This is a genomic window from Nocardioides luti (assembly GCF_014212315.1).
GTDB lineage: Bacteria > Actinomycetota > Actinomycetes > Propionibacteriales > Nocardioidaceae > Nocardioides > Nocardioides luti.
The window spans coordinates 1,682,986-1,704,646 of the sequence record NZ_JACKXE010000001.1 but is presented as its reverse complement, the minus strand read 5'-3'; the positions used below and the strand labels follow the sequence as shown (position 1 = coordinate 1,704,646).

The 21,661-nt window shown below is 68.0% G+C and carries 16 protein-coding genes; all 16 read left to right on the top strand.

Features of this window, described 5'->3' with window-relative positions; all coding sequences use genetic code 11:
* Positions 1-10 precede the first annotated feature (10 nt).
* The 16 genes from H5V45_RS08160 to H5V45_RS08085 all read left to right on the top strand — a co-directional run bounded on the left by H5V45_RS08160 (position 11) and on the right by H5V45_RS08085 (position 21,580).
* The gene (locus H5V45_RS08160; RefSeq protein ID WP_185252471.1) at positions 11-961 is read left to right on the top strand and encodes a D-2-hydroxyacid dehydrogenase family protein; all 951 of its coding nucleotides are present in this window, start codon (positions 11-13) and stop codon (positions 959-961) included.
* Between the two features lie 264 nt (positions 962-1,225).
* The gene (rplJ, locus tag H5V45_RS08155; protein WP_185252470.1) at positions 1,226-1,918 is read left to right on the top strand and encodes a 50S ribosomal protein L10; all 693 of its coding nucleotides are present in this window, start codon (positions 1,226-1,228) and stop codon (positions 1,916-1,918) included.
* Positions 1,919-2,005: 87 nt separating this feature from the next.
* Complete coding sequence (gene rplL, locus H5V45_RS08150) at positions 2,006-2,395, top strand: 50S ribosomal protein L7/L12 (protein ID WP_185252469.1); 390 nt, start codon at positions 2,006-2,008, stop codon at positions 2,393-2,395.
* 252 nt (positions 2,396-2,647) lie between these two features.
* On the top strand, positions 2,648-3,601 hold the full coding sequence (locus tag H5V45_RS08145) for an ATP-binding cassette domain-containing protein (RefSeq protein WP_185252468.1): 954 nt from the start codon (positions 2,648-2,650) through the stop codon (positions 3,599-3,601).
* A 7-nt stretch (positions 3,602-3,608) separates the two neighbouring features.
* Entirely contained in the window at positions 3,609-4,394 is a 786-nt protein-coding gene (locus H5V45_RS08140; protein WP_185254542.1) for an MlaE family ABC transporter permease, read from the top strand.
* Between the two features lie 4 nt (positions 4,395-4,398).
* A complete protein-coding gene (locus H5V45_RS08135; protein ID WP_185252467.1) occupies positions 4,399-5,226 on the top strand; it encodes an MlaE family ABC transporter permease in 828 nt (275 codons plus the stop codon).
* A 4-nt stretch (positions 5,227-5,230) separates the two neighbouring features.
* Entirely contained in the window at positions 5,231-6,514 is a 1,284-nt protein-coding gene (locus H5V45_RS08130; protein WP_185252466.1) for an MCE family protein, read from the top strand.
* Positions 6,511-7,545: an MCE family protein gene (locus tag H5V45_RS08125; RefSeq protein WP_185252465.1), complete on the top strand. Its 1,035-nt coding sequence runs from the start codon at positions 6,511-6,513 to the stop codon at positions 7,543-7,545. Before H5V45_RS08130 ends, H5V45_RS08125 begins: the two co-directional genes overlap by 4 nt.
* 49 nt (positions 7,546-7,594) lie before the next feature.
* On the top strand, positions 7,595-8,578 hold the full coding sequence (locus tag H5V45_RS08120; RefSeq protein WP_185252464.1) for an MCE family protein: 984 nt from the start codon (positions 7,595-7,597) through the stop codon (positions 8,576-8,578).
* Entirely contained in the window at positions 8,575-9,714 is a 1,140-nt protein-coding gene (locus tag H5V45_RS08115) for an MCE family protein (RefSeq protein ID WP_185252463.1), read from the top strand. The genes H5V45_RS08120 and H5V45_RS08115 overlap by 4 nt, the downstream gene beginning before the upstream one ends.
* The gene (locus H5V45_RS08110) at positions 9,711-11,111 is read left to right on the top strand and encodes an MCE family protein (protein WP_185252462.1); all 1,401 of its coding nucleotides are present in this window, start codon (positions 9,711-9,713) and stop codon (positions 11,109-11,111) included. The genes H5V45_RS08115 and H5V45_RS08110 overlap by 4 nt, the downstream gene beginning before the upstream one ends.
* Complete coding sequence (locus H5V45_RS08105) at positions 11,108-12,397, top strand: MCE family protein (protein ID WP_185252461.1); 1,290 nt, start codon at positions 11,108-11,110, stop codon at positions 12,395-12,397. Before H5V45_RS08110 ends, H5V45_RS08105 begins: the two co-directional genes overlap by 4 nt.
* Entirely contained in the window at positions 12,394-12,969 is a 576-nt protein-coding gene (locus H5V45_RS08100) for a hypothetical protein (protein WP_185252460.1), read from the top strand. Before H5V45_RS08105 ends, H5V45_RS08100 begins: the two co-directional genes overlap by 4 nt.
* Positions 12,966-13,805 (top strand): J domain-containing protein, encoded by an 840-nt coding sequence (locus H5V45_RS08095; RefSeq protein ID WP_185252459.1) that lies wholly within the window; start codon positions 12,966-12,968, stop codon positions 13,803-13,805. Before H5V45_RS08100 ends, H5V45_RS08095 begins: the two co-directional genes overlap by 4 nt.
* A gap of 239 nt (positions 13,806-14,044) precedes the next feature.
* Positions 14,045-17,509, top strand: a complete 3,465-nt coding sequence (gene rpoB, locus H5V45_RS08090) for a DNA-directed RNA polymerase subunit beta (RefSeq protein ID WP_185252458.1) — start codon at positions 14,045-14,047, stop codon at positions 17,507-17,509.
* A gap of 189 nt (positions 17,510-17,698) precedes the next feature.
* Positions 17,699-21,580: a DNA-directed RNA polymerase subunit beta' gene (locus H5V45_RS08085; RefSeq protein WP_185252457.1), complete on the top strand. Its 3,882-nt coding sequence runs from the start codon at positions 17,699-17,701 to the stop codon at positions 21,578-21,580.
* The last annotated feature ends 81 nt before the right edge of the window (positions 21,581-21,661 follow it).

Below are 21,661 nucleotides of genomic sequence, written 5' to 3'. Positions count from 1 at the left end.
CGTTGCGGGCATGCGGTGCGTGATCCTCGACGACTACCAGGGCGTCGCGACGTCGTACGCCGACTGGACCGCGCTCGACGGGGTGGCCACGACCGTCGTGCGCGAGCACCTCGACGGCGAGGACGCCGTCGCCGCCGCGCTGGCGAACGCCGAGGTCGTCGTCGTGATGCGCGAGCGCACGCCGCTGACCGCCTCGCTGCTCGCACGGCTGCCGGCGCTGCGGCTGGTCGTGACCAGCGGGATGCGCAACGCCTCGATCGACCTGGCCGCCTGCCGGGCGCGGGGGATCACGGTGTGCGGCACCGGCTCGTCGCCGACCCCTCCCGTGGAGCTGACCTGGGCGCTGCTGCTCGGCCTGGCCCGCGGTCTCGGCCCCGAGGGTGCGGCGTTCCGCGACGGCGGCCCCTGGCAGTCGACGGTCGGCGCCGACCTGGCCGGCGCGGTGCTCGGCGTGGTCGGGCTCGGCAAGATCGGGAGCCGGGTCGCCGCGATCGGGCAGGCCTTCGGGATGGACGTCGTCGCGTGGAGCCCCCACCTCACCGAGGAGCGGGCGGCCGCCGCGGGGGTACGCCGGGCCACGACCCTGCACGGGCTGCTCGGCGCGAGCGACGTCGTCACCCTGCACCTGGTCCTCTCCGAGCGCACCCGGGGGCTGCTGGGAGCGGCCGAGCTGGCCGCCATGCGGCCCACGGCGTACCTCCTCAACACCTCGCGCGCGGGCCTCGTCGACACCCCGGCCCTGCTCGACGCCCTCGCCGAGCGGCGGATCGCCGGCGCCGGGCTCGACGTCTTCGACACCGAGCCGCTGCCCGTCGACGACCCGCTGCGCTCGTTGCCCAACGTGCTGGCGACCCCCCACCTGGGCTACGTGACCGCGGGCAACTACCGGACCTACTTCACCGAGGCCGTCGAGGACGTCGCGGCGTGGCTGGCCGGCGAGCCGGTCCGGCTGCTCACCTGACACGGGCCGGCCACGTGCCGGGCCGGGGCCGATTTGGTCGCTCCCGGGCTGCCGCGTAATGTTCCTCCTGAAACCAGAGACCGCCGGTGGTCGAGCAGCAACTGCAGCCCGACCGAAGGTTCGCCGAAGTGCGAACGGCCTGCGCAGGTGTCAGAGCAAGAATCCGGTCGTCACGACCTGATCTCCTCGCCCTGAGCGCCTGCGCTCGGGGCGTTCGTCTTCTCCGGGCCGGCAGCGGTCTCCCAGTCCGGAAGAAGGAGACCCATGGCGCGGGCAGACAGGCAGGCCGCCGTCGAGGAGATCGTTGAGTCCTTCAACGACGCCGACGGCGCAGTGCTGACCGACTACCGCGGTCTCACCGTGAAGCAGCTGCAGGACCTGCGGCGCTCCCTCGGCGAGAACGCCAACTACGCCGTGGTCAAGAACACGCTGGCCAAGATCGCCGCCAATCAGGTGGGCATCTCCGGCTTCGACGACCTCCTGGCCGGTCCGACCGCCATCGCCTTCATCAACGGCGACGTGGTCGAGGCGGCCAAGGGTCTGCGTGACTTTGCCAAGGCAAACCCCGCCCTGATCATCAAGGGCGGCGTCCTGGACGGCAACATCCTCGACGCGAAGGAGGTCGCCAAGCTGGCCGACCTCGAGTCGCGCGAGGTGCTCCTGGGCAAGATGGCTGGTGCGATGCTCGCGTCGCTCAGCCAGGCCGTCTACCTGCTCAACGCCCCGCTCGCACAGGCTGCCCGGCTCGCCGGCGCCCTGCAGGCGAAGGCCGAGCAGGACCCCTCGATCCTCGCAGGTGGTGCCGGTACGCCGGCCGCCGCCGAGGAGGCCCCGGCCGCGGACGACGCGACCGAGACCCCCGCTGACGAGGCTCCCGCGGCAGAGGAGGCTCCCTCCGAGGAGACCCCCGCTGCCGAGGCCGAGACCTCCGATGAGGGCGAAGCCACCGAGGCCTGAGCTCCGGCTCATCCCGAGGTACCCACCACCTGAAACCCGGTCCGACCCCCACGAGGGGCGGACCACCGAATGGAAGGAAACGCCATCATGGCGAAGCTCACCACCGACGAGCTGCTCGACGCGTTCAAGGAAATGACCCTCATCGAGCTCTCCGAGTTCGTGAAGCAGTTCGAGGAGACGTTCGGCGTCACCGCTGCTGCTCCCGTTGCTGTCGCCGCGGCCCCCGCCGCCGGCGGTGCTGCTGGTGGCGACGACGCCGCCGAGCAGGACGAGTTCGACGTCATCCTCGAGTCGGCCGGCGACAAGAAGATCAACGTCATCAAGGAGGTGCGCGCGCTCACGTCCCTCGGTCTCAAGGAGGCCAAGGACCTGGTCGAGTCCGCCCCCAAGGCGATCCTGGAGAAGGTCGACAAGGCTGCGGCCGAGAAGGCCAAGGAGGCCCTCGAGGGCGCCGGCGCCTCGGTCACCGTCAAGTGACCTCACGCTGATCCGCCGACAGGGGCGGCCACCCGGTTCCCGGGTGGTCGCCCCTGTCGCATTTCTGCAGGTCAGGCCCGGAAATCCAACGTAATGATCTCGTTGCATGTCAGGGGAGTGACGGGAGCAAGAATCCCGCGTAACCTCGCGGCGGGAACGCCGTTGTTACCGGTCAGTGGGATTGTCGTTTACGCGCGCCTGCTCGGGGGACAGTAACCGCGGGACATGGGTCGAAGTGGGAGAGGCTGACCAGTGGGCGTAGAGATCAAGGTCAATGACCTGACGAAGTCGTTCGGCAAACAGCTCATCTGGGGTGATGTGAGCCTGACGATCCCCGCGGGTGAGGTCTCGGTCATGCTCGGCCCCTCGGGGACGGGCAAGTCGGTCTTCCTCAAGGCGCTGATCGGGCTGCTGAAGCCCGACAAGGGCTCGATCATCATCGAGGGCACCGACATCGCGAGCTGCTCGGAGAAGGACCTCTACGAGATCCGCAAGCTCTTCGGCGTGCTGTTCCAGGACGGCGCGATGTTCGGCTCGATGACGCTCTACGACAACGTGGCCTTCCCGTTGCGCGAGCACACCAAGAAGTCCGAGTCCGAGGTCCGCGACGTCGTCATGGAGAAGATGGACCTCGTCGGCCTGATCGGTGCCGAGACCAAGCTCCCCGGCGAGATCTCCGGTGGCATGCGCAAGCGCGCCGGCCTGGCCCGCGCGCTCGTGCTCGACCCCGAGATCCTGCTGATCGACGAGCCGGACTCCGGGCTGGACCCGGTGCGCACGTCGTTCATCAACCAGCTCTTCATCGACCTGAACGCGCAGATCGACGCGACGTTCCTGATCGTGACGCACGACATCAACACCGCCCGCACGGTGCCCGACAACATCGGCCTGCTCTACCACAAGCACCTGGCCATGTTCGGCCCGCGCGAGATGCTGCTGTCCTCGGAGGAGCCGGTGGTGCGGCAGTTCCTCAACGCCCAGACCGTCGGCCCGATCGGCATGTCCGAGGAGAAGGACGCCGACGAGCTCGAGGCGGAGAAGGACATCGACATGCCGCCGCTGCCGCCGATCCCGATGCAGCTCGAGCCCTCGAACGGCATCCCGCGCCGCAGCCAGCGCGAGCCCGGTGCCTGGTGCCGCGACAACAACATCACTCCGCCTCCCGGTTCGTTCGAGGAGAACATGCCGATGACGACGGGTGGCTGACACGACCATGGCAACACTCACCGCGAGCCGCGCGCTCGCACCGATCGGGACCGCGGGCAAGCTCTTCGCCTTCGGCCTCGACGTCGGGCGCGGCCTGTTCAAGCGCCCGTTCCAGATGCGGGAGTTCCTCCAGCAGGCCTGGTTCATCGCCTCCGTCACGATCATCCCGACGGCCCTGGTCGCCATCCCCTTCGGCGCGGTCATCGCGCTGCAGGTCGGCGGCCTGATCAAGCAGTTCGGCGCCCAGTCGTTCACGGGCTCGGCCTCGGTGCTCGCCGTCGTACGAGAAGCCGGGCCGATCGCGACCTCGCTGCTGATCGCCGGCGCCGGCGGGTCGGCCATCGCGGCCGACCTCGGTGCCCGCAAGATCCGCGAGGAGCTCGACGCCATGATGGTGCTGGGCATCGACCCGATCCAGCGCCTCGTCGTGCCGCGCGTCCTCGCCTGCATGCTCGTGGCCGTCTTCCTCAACGGCCTCGTCAGCGTCGTCGGCGTGGCCGGCGGCTACGTCTTCAACGTCGTCCTCCAGGACGGGACACCAGGGGCCTATCTAGCGAGCTTCACCGCCCTGGCACAGCTGCCCGACCTGTGGCAGGGCATGGCGAAGGCCCTCGTGTTCGGTCTGATCGCGGCGATCGTCGCGTCCTACAAGGGGATGAATGCAGCCGGTGGACCCAAGGGGGTCGGTGACGCGGTGAACGAGTCCGTCGTCGTCTCCTTCATGCTCCTGTTCGTCGTCAACTTCGTGATGAGCGCGATCTACTTCCAGCTCGTCCCACCAAAGACGGGTTGACGACATGGCCAGCATCCGGGCGGTCTACGCCAAGCCCCTCAAGACCCTCGACGACCTCGGCGCCGAGCTCGCGTTCTTCATCCGCGCCCTCGCGTGGACGCCGCGCACGATCCGGCGCTACAAGAAGGAGATCCTGCGCATCCTGGCCGAGGTCACCCTCGGCTCCGGCTCGCTCGCGGTCATCGGCGGCACGGTCGGCGTCATCACCGCGCTCTGCTTCTTCACCGGCACCGAGGTCGGGCTCCAGGGCTACGCCGCGCTCAACCAGATCGGCACCGCGGCGTTCTCGGGCTTCGTCTCGGCCTACTTCAACACCCGCGAGATCGCACCGCTGGTCTCCGGGATCGCGCTCGCGGCGACGGTCGGCTGCGGCTTCACCGCCCAGCTCGGCGCCATGCGGATCTCCGAGGAGGTCGACGCCCTCGAGGTGATGGCGATCCCCTCGCTGCCGTTCCTCGTGACGACCCGCATCATCGGCGGACTGATCGCGATCATCCCGCTCTACGTCGTGGGCCTGCTGTCGTCGTACTTCGCGACGCGGCTCACGGTGACCAAGTTCTTCGGCCAGAGCGCCGGCACCTACGACCACTACTTCAACCAGTTCCTGCCCCCGGGTGACGTGCTGTGGTCGTTCGGCAAGGTGCTCGTCTTCGCGGTCACCGTCATCCTGATCCACTGCTACCACGGCTACACCGCCTCGGGCGGTCCCGCCGGGGTGGGCGTGGCCGTCGGGCGCGCCGTGCGGACCAGCATCGTCGCGATCAACGTCATCGACCTCTTCCTGTCGATGGCCATCTGGGGCACCACCACCACCGTCAGACTGGCGGGTTGAGGCGATGAAGATCCTCCAGAACGTCAAGATCCTCGGTGTCGTGTTCCTCGTCCTGCTCGTGGGCGGCGTCTACCTCACCTACGGCATCTTCACCAAGAAGTTCACCGACTACGACAACGTGACCCTGCAGACGTCGACCATCGGCCTGCAGCTCCCGGCGCGGGCCGACGTCAAGATCCGCGGCGTCATCGTCGGCGAGGTCACCGACATGAAGTCCGACGCGGACGGTGCCACGCTCACGCTGGGCATCTTCCCGTCGCAGATCGACACGATCCCCGCGAACGTCACCGGCTCGATCGTCCCCAAGACGCTCTTCGGCGAGAAGTACGTCTCCCTGGTCGTCCCCGACGACCCGGCCCCGGACCACATCGAGCCCGGTGCCGACATCGAGCGCACCCAGGTCTCGATCGAGGTCGAGAAGGTCCTCTCCGACCTGTACCCCCTCCTGCGGGCGGTGCAGCCGGCCGAGATCAACATGACGCTGAACGCCATCGCCACCGCCCTCGAGGGCCGCGGCGAGCAGATCGGCGAGAACCTCGAGACCGTCGACGCCTACCTCAAGCGGCTCAACCCGCAGATCCCCGGCTTCGTCGAGGACCTGCGGCTGACCTCGAAGGTGTCCGACACCTACGCCGCCGCGCTGCCGCAGATCGGCGAGATCCTCCGCAACACGGTGAAGACGACCGGCACCCTCGAGGACCGCTCGGTCAAGCTGAACGCGCTCTTCACCGACGTCGCGTCGTTCTCCGACACCGCCAAGGGCTTCCTCGACGCCAACGGCGACAACCTGATCCGGCTGAGCAGCCTCGGCTCCCAGCAGCTCAAGGTGTTCGCGAAGTACGCCCCCGAGTACTCCTGCCTCACGAGCGGCATCGTCAACGCCGGCAAGCTGCAGGCCGAGGCGTTCCGCAACTTCACCCTGCACATCGTGCTCGAGACCCTGCCCAACCAGCCGCGCGGCTACAACGCCGGTGACGTCCCGCGGTACGCCGAGAAGCGCGGGCCGAACTGCCTCCACCTGCCCAACCCGCCGTGGTCGCAGAGCAACCCGGTGCGCCACCAGCCCAACTTCAACGACGGCGTCGACTCGCCCACCGGCAAGGGCACCTCGCGGGTCGCCCCGTCGTACTTCCGCAACGCGACCGGCATGGCCGGCAGCACCCAGGAGTCGGACTTGCTCAAGTCGTTGCTCGGTCCCTCGCTGGGCCTCGCGGCCGGTGACGTCCCCGACCTGGGCGTCCTGCTCGTCGGGCCGATGGCACGGGGGGCGCAGGTGTCGCTGCGATGAAGCTCTTCGACAAGAAGACTGCGGTCGACTTCACCAAGCTGACGATCTTCATCGTCGTCACGACGCTGGCCACCGGCGTCCTGGCGGCGGTCATCGGCAACCTGTCGCTCGGCGGCACCAACGAGTACAAGGCGGACTTCGTCGACGCGACGGGTGTCGTCAAGGGTGACGACATCCGGATCGCCGGGGTCAAGGTCGGCGTCGTCAAGGACGTCCGGATCGTCGACCGCAGCCGCGCCGAGGTCACCTTCTCGGTGCAGAGCGCGACCTCGCTGACCAAGGCCACCCACGCCACGATCCGCTACCGCAACCTCGTCGGCCAGCGCTACATCTCGCTCTCGCAGGAGATCGGCGACTCGGCCCGGCTGCCGGACGGCTCGACGATCCCGGTCGCCCAGACCTCGCCGGCCCTGGACCTGACGGTGCTGTTCAACGGGTTCAAGCCGTTGTTCCAGGCCCTGTCCCCGGCCGACGTCAACAAGCTGTCCTACGAGGTCGTCCAGGTCTTCCAGGGCGAGGGCGGCACCCTCGAGGGACTGCTGTCGCACACCGCGTCGGTCACCCAGACCCTCGCCGACCGCGACCAGCTGATCGGCAGCCTGATCGACAACCTCGACCAGGTGCTCGACCACATCGGCGACCGCGACGACCAGCTCTCCGACCTGATCGTCACGTTCCGCACCTTCGTGCACGGGCTCAAGACCGACCGGGGCGCGATCCTCAGCTCGCTCGACCAGATCTCCGAGCTGTCGGTCCAGACCGCCGGCCTCGTCGGAGGCATCCGCAAGCCGTTCGTCGAGGACATCAAGCAGCTGCGCAGCTTCGCCGGCAACCTCGACAAGAACAAGGGCGAGCTCGACCGGGCCCTGCAGGTGCTGCCGATCAAGCTCCAGAAGGTCGGCCGGACCGCGATCTACGGCTCCTGGTTCAACTTCTACCTCTGCGAGTTCCACGGCCGGGTCAAGCTCCCCGGGGGCCAGTCGCTGCCCGTGGACTACAAGACCGGCTCCGAGAGGTGTGATCTCGGATGATCCGTCCCGGCACCCCCGTCCGCCCGCTCACCCACGCCAGGAGGCAGTGATGGGCCTCCCCTTCCGCGAGCGCAACCCCGTCATCATCGGGGCCGTCAGCATGGCCGTGATCGCGCTGATGATCCTGGGCGCCTTCAAGGCCCAGGACCTGCCGCTCATCGGCGGCGGCGACACCTACACCGCGGCGTTCTCCGAGTCGGGCGGCCTCAAGGCGAACGACGAGGTCCGCATCGCCGGCGTGCGCGTCGGCAAGGTCGAGAAGGTCGCCCTCCAGGGCGACCACGTCGAGGTCACCTTCCGGGTCAAGACCGACTCGGAGTTCGGCGACGCCACCCAGGCCGCGATCAAGGTCAAGACGCTGCTCGGCGCGATGTACCTCTCCCTCGAGCCGGCCGGCAGCGGCCAGCTCGACGCCGGGAGCGAGATCCCGATCGAGCGCACCAGCTCGCCGTACGACGTCGTCGACGCCTTCTCGGGCCTCGCCGACACCGCCGAGAAGATCGACACCGACCAGCTGACCAAGTCGCTGACGACGCTGGCCGACCTGACGCGCAACACGCCCGAGGAGTTCAAGGGCGCCCTCGACGGCGTCTCGGCCCTCTCGGCGAACATCGCCGGTCGCGACGCCCAGATCAACTCGCTGCTCGGCAACCTCAAGCGGGTCTCGAGCACGCTCAACGAGCGCGACGACGACATCATCGGGTTGATGAAGGACTCCGACGTCCTCTTCCGGGCGCTGGTGAAGCGCCGGGTGGCGATCCACAACCTCTTCGTCTCGACCTCGACGCTGTCCAAGGAGCTGACCGCACTCGTGCAGCAGAGCCGGGCGGACCTCAGGCCCGCCCTCACCCACCTCGACAACGTCGTGCAGGTGCTCAACAAGAACGAGGACAACCTCGACAACAGCCTGCGGCTGATGGCGCCCTTCTACCGCGTCTTCGCCAACACGCTGGGCACGGGCCCCTGGTTCGACACCTACATCCAGAACCTGCCCCCGGTGCCGGACGCGCAGAACGGAGGTGGCGTCGGATGAGCCTGCTCAGGAAGTTCGCCGTCCCGGCCGTGATCGTGGCGCTCGTCATCGCGGCCGCGCTCACCATGTTCACCGGTGGCAGCGACCGGAAGACGCTGACCGCCCACTTCCCGCGGGCCATCGCGATCTACGAGGGCAGCGAGGTCCGCGTCCTCGGGGTCCCCGTCGGCCTGGTCGACAAGGTGACGCCGTCGGGCACCGACGTGGTGGTCGAGATGTCCTACGACTCCGACATCAAGGTGCCGGCGGACGCCAAGGCCGTGATCGTGGCCCCGTCGATCGTGGGTGACCGCTTCGTGCAGCTCACCCCCGTCTACAAGGGCGGCGACGTGATCGCCAACGGCACCGTGCTGCAGGACGACCGCACCGCGGTCCCGCTGGAGCTGGACCAGATCTACTCCAGCCTCGACGAGCTGAACGTCGCGCTCGGCCCGGACGGCGCCAACAAGAACGGTGCGCTGACCGACCTGCTCGAGGTCACCGCCCAGAACTTCGGCGGCGAGGGTGCGAAGTTCCACGAGACCATCCAGAACTTCAGCAAGCTCACCGCGACCCTGGACAACAACAAGGAGGAGCTCTTCGGCTCGGCAGCCGAGCTCGAGGGCTTCATCAACACCCTGGCCAAGAACGACACCACGGTGCGGGACTTCAACCAGTCGCTCTCCGACGTCTCCGGGACGCTGGCCGGCGAGCGCCAGGAGCTGGCCGCCGCGCTGAAGAACCTCGGCGTCGCGCTCGGCCAGGTGTCGACGTTCGTCAAGGACAACCGCGACATCCTCGGCAAGAACATCAAGGGCCTCAACCGGGTCGCCAAGGTGCTCGTGAAGCAGCGCGGCGCGCTCGACGAAGTCCTCGAGGACGCACCGCTCGCGCTCAACAACCTGGCCCTGACCTACAACCCGCAGGCCGGCACGCTCGACACCCGCGCCAACCAGGGACAGCTCGGCCAGCAGATCGGTGCCGACCCGGCAGCCTTCCTGTGCTCGATCGTGGACCAGGCCGACAACTCGGGCGACGCCTGTGACCTGATCCAGCAGGCCCTGCCCCGCTCGGCGACCTTCGCGAAGGTGCAGATGCACGCGTCCCAGGAACAGTTCGACCAGACGCTCGGTGGACTCGTGGAGGTGCGGCGATGATGCGCCTCAAGGCCCTGCTGCTCGTGCTCGTCGGCTCGCTAGTCTTCACGGGCTGCAGCTTCGACGTCTACAAGCTGCCCCTGCCCGGCGGCACCGACGTCGGTTCCGACCCGATCACGGTGACCGTCGACTTCGTCGACGTGCTCGACCTGGTCCCGAAGACCACCGTGAAGGTCAACGACGTGAGCGTCGGGCAGGTCACCGACGTCTCGCTCGACGGCTACACCGCCCGCGTGACGCTCCAGCTGCGCAAGGACGTCAAGCTGCCCGACAACGCGATCGCCGAGATCCGCCAGACCAGCCTGCTCGGTGAGAAGTTCGTGTCGTTGAGCGCGCCGCCCGACGGCGCCAGCAACGGGCTGCTCGCCTCCGGCGACAACATCCCGGTCGAGCGCTCCGGCCGCAACCCCGAGGTCGAGGAGGTGCTCGGTGCGCTGAGCCTCCTGCTCAACGGTGGTGGCGTGGCCCAGCTCAAGACGATCACGCAGGAGCTCAACAAGGCCCTCGAGGGCCGCGAGGACTCCGCGCGCTCGGTGCTCGACCAGATCCGCATCCTGATGACCCAGCTCGACGACAACCGCACCAAGATCGTCGACGCCATCGACTCGCTCAACAGCCTGGCGATCGCGGTGCAGCGCCAGCAGGGCTCGATCGACTCGGCGCTCGAGGAGCTGCCGAGCGCGCTCACCTCGCTGGACAAGCAGCGCGACGACCTCGTCAAGATGCTCCAGGCCCTCAACCGCCTCGGCGGCGTCGGGGTGCGCGTGATCAAGGCGTCCAAGGCCGCCACGATCGACACCTTCCGCCAGCTGCAGCCGGTGCTGACCGAGCTGGCGGCGTCCGGCGACGACTTCGCCAAGGCGTTCAACGTCTTCCTGACCTACCCGTTCGTCGACGAGGTCGTCGGTCGCGACCCGCAGGTGGCCCGCAACCTCCACATGGGCGACTACACCAACCTGTCGATCCAGCTGGACCTGTCGGTCACCGGCGACGACGGCGGCTCGCCGACATTGCCGACCAACCTGCCGACGGTCATCGACCCGACCGTCATCCTCGACAACGTCGCCAAGTGCATCCAGAGCGGTGACATCACCAGCAAGGCCTGCCAGAAGGTGCTGAACAACGCCGAGAGCCTGGCCCAGCTGCAGGAAGAGTGCAAGAAGAAGAAGAACGAGAAGAAGGACGTCTGCAAGCAGCTCAACCAGATCCCCGGGCTGCCCGTCCCCTCCAGCAGCGGCGGTGGCGGACTGCCCACCGCGATCCCGACCCTGCCCCGCACGGGCTTCGGTCCCACGGCCGGCTGGTCCACCACCCGAGGACCCACGATGGGCCAGCTCATGAAGCAGTACGACCCCGCCCTCGTCAGCCTCCTCGTCCCCGGGATGGTGACCCAGTGATCACCCAGCGCACCAAGATCCAGCTGATGGTGTTCGTGCTCATCACCCTGCTCGGCGTGAGCTACGTCGGTGCCCGCTACGCGCGCCTCGACCGGCTGGTCTTCGACGACAGCTACACCGTGGTCGGCCACTTCAAGGACTCCGGCGGCATCTTCGCCGGGGGTGAGGTGTCCTACCGCGGCGTCAAGGTCGGCCAGGTCGCCAAGATGCAGCTGACCGACGACGGCGTCGACGTCTACATGGATGTCGACAAGTCGTTCGACACCATTCCCGCGGACACGCTGGCCGTGGTCGGCAACCGCTCGGCCGTGGGGGAGCAGTACGTCGAGCTCCAGCCGCAGGTGGACTCCAAGCCGTACCTCTCCAACGACTCGGAGATCCCGCAGGAGGACACCCGCACGCCGATCGCCACGCAGACGCTCCTGACGCACCTGTCGAACACCGTGGAGTCGGTGGACAAGGACGCGCTCCGCACGACGGTCACCGAGTTCGGCGACGCCTTCGGCGGCACCGGCAAGGACCTGCAGACGCTGATCGACTCCGGCAACTCCTTCATCCAGGTCGCGAACCAGAACTTCGACGTGACCTCGGCGCTGATCAAGGACAGCAACACCGTCCTGCACACCCAGATCGACTCGACGAACGCGATCAAGACCTTCTCGCGCAACCTGGCGCTCTTCAGCGGGACCCTTGCCGGCTCCGACGACGACCTGCGCAAGGTGATCGACAGCGGCTCGGCGACGGCGACCCAGCTGCGGACCTTCCTCGAGGACAACCAGGTGGACCTCGGCGAGCTGGTCAGCGAGCTCGTCACGACCGGTGAGGTGGTGGTCAAGCACCTCGACGGCATCGAGCAGATCCTGGTGATCTACCCCTACGTCGTCGAGGGCGGCTTCACGGTCGTCTCGCGCTCCTCGGACTCCGGGCTCTACGACGCCCACTTCGGCATGATCCTCACCCAGGACCCGAAGGTCTGCGAGAAGGGCTACGAGGGCACCAACGTGCGCTCGCCGCAGGAGGGCAGCAACGCCCCGATGAACGAGAACGCGCGCTGCAGCGAGCCGCCGAGCGTGACCAACGCCCGTGGTGCCCAGAACGCCCCCCGGGCCGGCGCGTCCTACCGCGCGCCCGCCATCGCGTCGTACGACCCGGCCAGCGGGAAGTTGACGTGGGGTGGCAAGGTGGATCCGTCGCTCGCGTCCCCCGGCACGGCGGCACCCCTGACCCTCGGAGAGGACTCGTGGAAGTGGCTGTACCTCCAGCCCCTGATGAAGCCGCAGGAGTGACGAGCAGCAGCGCCCCCGACTCGCCGGCTCCCGCCGGCTCCCGGTCCGGCACGTTCCGTGTCGTGCTGCTCGGCGTGCTCGTCGTCGCCCTGCTCGCCTCCGCCGGCAGCCTCGTCTGGCTGCTCGCCGGGCGGCGTGGCGAGGCCGACGACGTGCAGCGCCAGCGCGAGGCCGTGATGGCCCAGGCCGAGCAGTTCATGCTGCGGCTCAACACCTACGGCCCCGACCTGCTCGACAGCAAGGGCGAGATGCCGAAGTACCGCCAGCTCGTGGAGGCGGTGATCACGCCGAAGTTCAAGTCGTCCTTCGAGCAGGGTGTGACGGCGGCCGAGCAGACGGTGGCGCAGGCCGGCGTCGACCGGACCGCGAAGGTCTTCGCCGTCGGCGTCTCCTCGCTCGACGCCGACTCGGCGACCGCGCTGGTGGCGGGCTCCTTCACCAACACCTACCCCCAGGGCAAGCGCCGCGTGGCCGACGACCCCTCGCCGTTCCGCATCGAGGTCACGCTCGTGAAGACCGGTGGCACCTGGCTGGTCGACGACTTCACCCCCGTGACCGGAGCCGAGAAGTGACCCCCAGCTGGTACGACCTCCTCGACGTCGCCCCCGACGCCTCCGAGGCCGAGATCCGGGCGGCCTGGAAGGCCGCGATCGCCGACCTCGACCCCTCGGACCGCCGCTTCCGGCTCTACAACCAGGCGGCCGAGACGCTGCTCGACCCGCAGCGCCGTGCCGCGCACGACGAGGCGCTGGCCGCCGACGCCGCGGAGGACGAGCCCGAGGCGGCCGTCGAGGAGTCGCCGGTCGTCGCGGCGGCCCCGGCGACCGTCGCGACCACCGACGACGCGCAAGGCGACGAGGCTCGTGACGTCACCCCGGGTCCGGTGGCGGACGAGGCGACCGGGAGCCGCACCCGTCGTACCGTCCCGGCCTGGCTGCTCGCCACCCTCGCGATGCTGACGGCGCTGACGCTCGCCGCCTGCGTCTACGTGCTCGTCGAGCGGCCCTCGGACGCCGCGGTCGAGGACAGCACCCGCGCCGCCCAGGCCGCCGCCGAGCGGGCCATCGGGCCGATCCTGTCCTACGACGCCCTGCACCTCGACGAGGACCAGCAGGCCGCGCACTCCTACATGACCTCGGCCTACCGCAAGGACTACGACAAGCTCTTCGAGGTGATCAAGCAGAACGCGCCGGCGACCAAGACGATCGTCAAGGCCGACGTGGTCCGCTCGGGCATCGTGCGCTCGGGGGAGGACCGCGTCGAGGTGCTGCTGTTCGTCAACCGGCCGACCACGAACAAGCAGGTCACCGAGCCGGTCGTCTACAAGGACCAGGTCACCGTGACCATGCAGAAGGTCGACGGCGACTGGCTGGTGGCCGACCTGCAGACCTCGCCCGTGGGGCAGTAGGCGGCAGTCGCGGCCCCCGCCGTCCACAGCCGTACGGCGCGGACACTTGACCTCGGGCCGCGCGACGTTCATCATCTTGGCAACGTCTGGCCCAGTGGCGCTCGCCGGTGTTGCGACGCGCCCTGCCTTCAGGTAGTCTTGCGCGTTGCGCCTGCCCTCAAATGCGAATCGCCTTCCCGGTGGCTGATTTAGTGGTCGGCGGCGCCATCCAGAGAGCGAAACCGTCGAAGGACACCCTCTTGGCCGCGCGCACCACCGCTGGTAACTCCCGCCGCATCTCTTTCGCAAAGATCAAGGAACCGCTCGAGGTTCCTCAGCTCCTCTCCCTCCAGACCACCAGCTTCGACTGGCTGGTCGGCAACGACGCCTGGAACACCGCCGTCGAGAGCCGCATCGCGCAGGGTGAGGACGTCTCGCGCAAGTCCGGTCTGACCGAGATCTTCGAGGAGATCTCGCCGATCGAGGACTTCTCCGAGACCATGTCCCTCTCGTTCGAGAACCCCGTCTTCTACGACCCCAAGTACACCGTGGACGAGTGCAAGGAGAAGGACTTCACCTACTCCGCCCCGCTCTACGTGTCGGCGGAGTTCACCAACAACGACACCGGTGAGATCAAGGGCCAGACGGTCTTCATGGGCGACTTCCCGCTCATGACGCCCAAGGGCACCTTCGTCATCAACGGCACCGAGCGTGTCGTGGTGTCCCAGCTCGTGCGCTCGCCCGGTGTCTACTTCGAGCGCTCCGCTGACAAGACGTCCGACAAGGACATCTACACCGCGAAGCTCATCCCGTCGCGCGGCGCCTGGCTCGAGTTCGAGATCGACAAGCGCGACCTGGTCGGCGTCCGTCTCGACCGCAAGCGCAAGCAGAACGTCACCGTGCTGCTCAAGGCCCTCGGCTGGACCAACGAGCAGATCCGCGAGGAGTTCGGCCAGTACGAGTCGATGATGCTCACGCTGGAGAAGGACCACACGGAGACCCAGAAGGACGCCCTTCTGGACATCTACCGCAAGCTGCGTCCCGGCGAGCCGCCCACGGAGGAGGCCGCCCAGACGCTGCTCAACAACTACTACTTCAACTCGAAGCGGTACGACCTGGCCAAGGTCGGTCGGTACAAGATCAACAAGAAGCTCGGCCTCGTCGAGGCCTTCGACCAGCAGACGCTGACCGTCGACGACATCGTCGCCGCGATCAAGTACATCGTCGCGCTGCACGACGGCCGCGAGCAGCTCGAGTCGCCCCAGGGTGCGCTCGACATCGCCTCGGACGACATCGACCACTTCGGCAACCGCCGCATGCGCACCGTGGGCGAGCTCATCCAGAACCAGCTCCGCACCGGACTGGCCCGGATGGAGCGCGTGGTCCGCGAGCGGATGACGACCCAGGACGTCGAGGCCATCACGCCGCAGTCCCTGATCAACATCCGCCCCGTGGTCGCGGCGCTGAAGGAGTTCTTCGGCACCTCGCAGCTCTCGCAGTTCATGGACCAGACCAACCCGATCGCCGGCCTGACGCACAAGCGTCGCCTCTCGGCGCTCGGGCCGGGTGGTCTGTCCCGTGACCGCGCCGGCATGGAGGTCCGTGACGTCCACCCGTCGCACTACGGCCGCATGTGCCCGATCGAGACCCCGGAAGGCCCGAACATCGGCCTGATCGGCTCGCTCGCGTCGTACGGACGGATCAACCCGTTCGGCTTCGTCGAGACGCCGTACCGCAAGGTCAAGAACGGCAAGGTCACCGACCAGATCGACTACCTGACCGCCGACGACGAGGACCGCTACGTCATCGCGCAGGCCAACGCGCCGCTCGACGACAAGATGCGCTTCGTCGAGGAGCGCGTCCTGGTCCGCCAGAAGCGGGGCGAGGTCGACGCGATCCTGGCCGACGAGGTCGACTACATGGACGTCTCGCCGCGCCAGATGGTGTCGGTCGCGACCGCGCTCATCCCGTTCCTCGAGCACGACGACGCCAACCGCGCGCTCATGGGCGCCAACATGCAGCGCCAGGCCGTCCCGCTCATCACGAGCGACTCGCCGTTCGTCGGCACCGGCATGGAGTACCGCGCCGCCGTCGACGCCGGTGACGTGGTCGTCGCCACCCACGCGGGTGTCGTCAAGGAGGTCTCCGCCGACCTCGTCGAGACGATGAACGACGACGGCACGTACTCCACGTACAAGCTCGCGAAGTTCCGCCGCTCGAACCAGGGCACCTGCATCAACCAGCGCCCGCTGGTCAGCGAGGGCGACCGCCTCGAGGTCGGCTCGCCGATCGCCGACGGTCCCTGCACCGACAAGGCCGAGATGGCGCTGGGCACCAACCTGCTCGTCGCCTTCATGCCCTGGCAGGGTCACAACTACGAGGACGCCATCATCCTCAGCCAGCGCCTGGTGCAGGAGGACGTCCTCACCTCGATCCACATCGAGGAGCACGAGGTCGACGCCCGCGACACCAAGCTGGGCCCGGAGGAGATCACGCGGGACATCCCGAACGTCTCCGAGGAGATGCTGGCCGACCTCGACGAGCGCGGGATCATCCGCATCGGCGCCGAGGTCACGACCGGTGACATCCTCGTCGGCAAGGTGACGCCCAAGGGCGAGACCGAGCTGACCCCGGAGGAGCGCCTGCTCCGCGCGATCTTCGGCGAGAAGGCGCGCGAGGTGCGCGACACCTCGATGAAGGTGCCGCACGGTGAGTCCGGCACGGTCATCGGCGTCCGCGTCTTCGACCGCGAGGACGGCGACGAGCTGCCCCCGGGCGTCAACCAGCTGGTCCGCGTCTACGTCGCGCAGAAGCGCAAGATCTCGGTGGGCGACAAGCTCGCCGGGCGTCACGGCAACAAGGGCGTCATCGCGAAGATCCTGCCGATCGAGGACATGCCGTTCATGGAGGACGGCACCCCGGTCGACGTCGTGCTGAACCCCCTCGGTGTCCCGCGACGGATGAACATCGGCCAGATCCTCGAGCTCCACCTCGGTTGGCTCGCCAAGCAGGGTTGGGACCTCGACCTCAGCGACGACAAGAACGACGCCGAGTGGAAGCAGCGCCTGATCAAGATCCACGCCGACAAGGCGGACGCGAACAGCAAGGTCGCGACCCCCGTGTTCGACGGTGCGCGCGAGGACGAGATCACCGGCCTGCTCGGGGCGACCATCCCGAACCGCGACGGTGTCCGGATGATCGACGAGACCGGCAAGGCGAACCTCTTCGACGGCCGCTCCGGCGAGCCGTTCCCGGAGCCCGTCTCGGTCGGCTACATGTACATCCTCAAGCTCCACCACCTCGTGGACGACAAGATCCACGCGCGCAGCACCGGCCCCTACTCGATGATCACGCAGCAGCCCCTGGGCGGTAAGGCCCAGTTCGGCGGCCAGCGGTTCGGTGAGATGGAGGTCTGGGCGATGGAGGCGTACGGCGCCGCCTACGCCCTGCAGGAGCTGCTCACGATCAAGTCCGACGACGTGCCTGGTCGCGTCAAGGTCTACGAGGCCATCGTGAAGGGCGAGAACATCCCGGACTCCGGGATCCCCGAGTCGTTCAAGGTGCTCATCAAGGAGATGCAGTCGCTCTGCCTCAACGTGGAGGTGCTGTCGCAGGACGGCACGGCCATCGAGATGCGCGACGCGGAGGAAGACGTCTTCCGCGCCGCCGAGGAGCTCGGCATCGACCTGTCCCGTCGCGAGCCCAGCTCCGTCGAAGAAGTCTGAGTCGTGGTCTCGATACGCCTCGCTGGCGCTCGGCTACTCGACCGACGATCTCGTTGGGCGGTGGCCACGCGGCCGCTCGTACAACGATCTCGTTGGTCGAGTAGCCCGAGCCGCTAGGCGAGGGCGTATCGAGACCCCCCCCAGTCCACATCCTTGATCCAACAGTTCTAACGAAGGACAACAGCCATCGTGCTCGACGTGAACTTCTTCGACCAGCTTCAGATCGGCCTGGCCACCGCGGACGACATCCGCACGTGGAGCCACGGCGAGGTCAAGAAGCCGGAGACCATCAACTACCGCACGCTCAAGCCCGAGCGTGACGGCCTCTTCTGCGAGAAGATCTTCGGTCCCACCCGGGACTGGGAGTGCTACTGCGGCAAGTACAAGCGCGTGCGCTTCAAGGGCATCATCTGCGAGCGCTGCGGCGTCGAGGTGACCCGCTCCAAGGTGCGCCGCGAGCGCATGGGCCACATCGAGCTCGCCGCTCCCGTGACCCACATCTGGTACTTCAAGGGTGTCCCGAGCCGCCTGGGCTACCTGCTCGACCTCGCCCCGAAGGACCTCGAGAAGGTCATCTACTTCGCGGCGTACATGATCACCTCCGTCGACGAGGAGGCGCGTCACAACGACCTGTCCTCGCTCGAGAACAAGGTCGGCCTGGAGCGCGAGCGGCTCGAGAAGCGCCGCGACGGCTCCCTCGAGGACCGCAGCAAGAAGCTCGAGGAGGACCTCGCCACGCTCGAGGCCGAGGGCGCCAAGGCCGACGCGCGCCGCAAGGTGCGGGACGGTGCCGAGCGCGAGATGAAGCAGCTGCGCGACCGTGCCCAGCGCGAGATCGACCGCCTCGACGAGGTGTGGAACACCTTCAAGTCCCTCAAGGTCCAGGACCTGATGGGCGACGAGATGCTCTACCGCGAGATGAAGAACTGGTTCGGCAAGTACTTCGCCGGCTACATGGGCGCCACCGCGATCCAGAAGCGCCTCGAGGACTTCGACGTCGAGGCCGAGGTCGAGTCGCTGCGCGACACGATCGCCAACGGCAAGGGCCAGCGCAAGGTCCGCGCGCTCAAGCGCCTCAAGGTCGTCGACGCCTTCCGCAAGACCGGCAACAAGCCCCAGGGCATGGTCCTGGACGCCGTCCCGGTCATCCCCCCGGACCTGCGTCCGATGGTGCAGCTGGACGGTGGCCGCTTCGCGACCTCCGACCTCAACGACCTGTACCGCCGCGTCATCAACCGGAACAACCGCCTCAAGCGGCTGCTCGACCTCGGCGCGCCCGAGATCATCGTCAACAACGAGAAGCGGATGCTCCAGGAGGCCGTCGACTCGCTGTTCGACAACGGTCGCCGTGGTCGTCCCGTCACCGGCCCGGGCAACCGGCCGCTGAAGTCGCTGTCCGACATGCTCAAGGGCAAGCAGGGTCGCTTCCGCCAGAACCTCCTCGGCAAGCGCGTGGACTACTCGGGCCGTTCGGTCATCGTGTCGGGTCCGCAGCTCAAGCTGCACCAGTGCGGTCTGCCCAAGCAGATGGCGCTCGAGCTCTTCAAGCCGTTCGTGATGAAGCGCCTCGTCGACCTGTCGCACGCGCAGAACATCAAGTCCGCCAAGCGGATGGTCGAGCGCGCGCGCCCGGTCGTGTGGGACGTCCTCGAAGAGGTCATCACCGAGCACCCGGTGCTGCTCAACCGTGCGCCCACGCTGCACCGCCTCGGCATCCAGGCCTTCGAGCCCCAGCTGATCGAGGGCAAGGCCATCCAGATCCACCCGCTCGTCTGCTCGGCGTTCAACGCCGACTTCGACGGTGACCAGATGGCGGTGCACCTGCCGCTGTCGGCCGAGGCCCAGGCCGAGGCGCGGATCCTGATGCTGTCGACGAACAACATCCTGAAGCCGTCGGACGGTCGCCCCGTGACCATGCCGACCCAGGACATGATCATCGGCCTGTTCTTCCTCACGACCGACCGCTCCGACCAGGGCGGCGAGGGTCGTGCGTTCTCCTCGCAGGCCGAGGCGATCATGGCGTTCGACCGTGGCGAGATCACGCTCCAGAGCAAGATCAAGCTGCGCCTCGAGGGCATCGTGCCCCCGCTCGAGCTCGAGCTGGGCGAGGACTGGGAGGAGGGTCAGTCGCTGACCCTCGACACCACCCTGGGTCGCGCGATCTTCAACGACACCCTGCCGGCCGACTACCCCTTCGTGAACTACGAGGTGGGCAAGAAGGCCCTGGGCGCCATCGTCAACGACCTGGCCGAGCGCTACACCAAGGTCGAGGTCGCGGCGTCGCTGGACGCGCTCAAGGACACCGGCTTCCACTGGGCCACCCGCTCGGGTGTCACGGTCTCGATCGACGACGTGACGACCCCGGACAACAAGGCCGAGATCCTCGCGACGTACGAGGCGCAGGCCGAGAAGGTCCAGAAGCAGTTCGAGCGCGGTCTCGTCACCGACGAGGAGCGTCGCCAGGAGCTCATCGAGATCTGGACCCAGGCGTCGAACGACGTGGCCAAGGCCATGGAGGCGAACTTCGACAAGTCCAACCCGATCTTCATGATGGTCGACTCGGGCGCGTCCGGGAACATGATGCAGATCCGTCAGGTCGCCGCCATGCGAGGCCTGGTGGCGAACCCGAAGGGTGACATCATCCCGCGGCCGATCAAGGCCAACTTCCGTGAGGGTCTGTCCGTCCTGGAGTACTTCATCTCCACGCACGGTGCCCGCAAGGGTCTGGCCGACACCGCGCTGCGCACCGCCGACTCGGGCTACCTGACCCGTCGTCTGGTGGACGTGTCGCAGGACGTCATCATCCGCGAGGACGACTGTGGCACCGAGCGCGGTCTGCCCAAGCGGATCGGCCGCCGCCTCGAGAACGGCACCGTGGTCAAGGACGACAACGCCGAGACCGCGGCGTACGCCCGGTCCGCGGCGACCGAGGTCACCCACCCGGAGACCGGCGAGACCCTCGCCGGCGCCGGCGAGGACCTCGGCGACGTCAAGATCGGTGAGCTCGTCGCCGCCGGCATCGAGGAGGTCAAGGTCCGCTCCGTGCTGACCTGCGACGCCAAGACCGGCACCTGCGCCAAGTGCTACGGCCGCTCGCTGGCCACCGGCAAGCTGGTCGACATCGGTGAGGCGGTCGGCATCATCGCCGCCCAGTCCATCGGTGAGCCCGGCACGCAGCTGACGATGCGTACCTTCCACACCGGTGGTGTGGCCTCGGCCGACGACATCACGCAGGGTCTGCCCCGCGTGGTCGAGCTCTTCGAGGCCCGCTCGCCCAAGGGTCGCTCGCCGATCTCCGAGGCCGCCGGTCGCGTGGAGGTCGAGGAGACCGACAAGACCCGGAAGATCCTGGTCACCCCGGACGACGGTTCCGAGGTCCAGGAGTACCCCGTGTCGAAGCGGTCGCGCCTGCTGGTCGCCGACGGCGAGCACATCGAGGTCGGCCAGATGCTGACGGTCGGTACCCCCGACCCGCAGGACGTCCTGCGCATCCTCGGTGTCCGCAAGGCGCAGGAGCACCTCGTGGACGAGGTCCAGGCGGTGTACCGCAGCCAGGGCGTGTCGATCCACGACAAGCACATCGAGATCATCGTGCGGCAGATGCTGCGCCGGATCACGGTCATCGAGTCCGGCGACACGAACCTGCTGCCGTCCGACCTCGTCGACCGCGTGAAGTTCGAGGAGGAGAACCGCCGCGTGGTCTCCGAGGGCTCCAAGCCCGCCTCGGGCCGTCCGGTCCTCATGGGCATCACCAAGGCGTCGCTCGCGACCGAGTCGTGGCTGTCGGCGGCCTCCTTCCAGGAGACCACCCGCGTCCTCACCGACGCCGCCATCCACGGCCGCTCCGACTCGCTGCGTGGCCTGAAGGAGAACGTGATCATCGGCAAGCTGATCCCGGCTGGTACCGGCCTCGAGCGGTACCGCAACATCCGGGTGGAGCCCACCGAGGAGGCCCGCGCCGCGGCGTACTCCGTCACCGGCTACGACTCGTACGACTACGAGTTCGGCAACGCCGGTGGTGGGCAGGCCGTCGCCCTGGACGACTTCGACTTCGGGTCGTACCAGAACTGACGCACTCCGTTTGCCAGGACCCCACTGCCCCTTCTGGGTGGTGGGGTCCTGGCATTTCCGGCGGTTGCCGGGTCTGTTCCG

Coding starts and splice junctions, on each gene's coding strand:
- H5V45_RS08160 (WP_185252471.1), top strand. CDS start 11: ATGCGGTGCGTGATCCTCGACGACTACCAGGGCGTCGCGACGTCGTAC.
- rplJ (WP_185252470.1), top strand. CDS start 1,226: ATGGCGCGGGCAGACAGGCAGGCCGCCGTCGAGGAGATCGTTGAGTCC.
- rplL (WP_185252469.1), top strand. CDS start 2,006: ATGGCGAAGCTCACCACCGACGAGCTGCTCGACGCGTTCAAGGAAATG.
- H5V45_RS08140 (WP_185254542.1), top strand. CDS start 3,609: ATGGCAACACTCACCGCGAGCCGCGCGCTCGCACCGATCGGGACCGCG.
- H5V45_RS08135 (WP_185252467.1), top strand. CDS start 4,399: ATGGCCAGCATCCGGGCGGTCTACGCCAAGCCCCTCAAGACCCTCGAC.
- H5V45_RS08130 (WP_185252466.1), top strand. CDS start 5,231: ATGAAGATCCTCCAGAACGTCAAGATCCTCGGTGTCGTGTTCCTCGTC.
- H5V45_RS08125 (WP_185252465.1), top strand. CDS start 6,511: ATGAAGCTCTTCGACAAGAAGACTGCGGTCGACTTCACCAAGCTGACG.
- H5V45_RS08120 (WP_185252464.1), top strand. CDS start 7,595: ATGGGCCTCCCCTTCCGCGAGCGCAACCCCGTCATCATCGGGGCCGTC.
- H5V45_RS08115 (WP_185252463.1), top strand. CDS start 8,575: ATGAGCCTGCTCAGGAAGTTCGCCGTCCCGGCCGTGATCGTGGCGCTC.
- H5V45_RS08110 (WP_185252462.1), top strand. CDS start 9,711: ATGATGCGCCTCAAGGCCCTGCTGCTCGTGCTCGTCGGCTCGCTAGTC.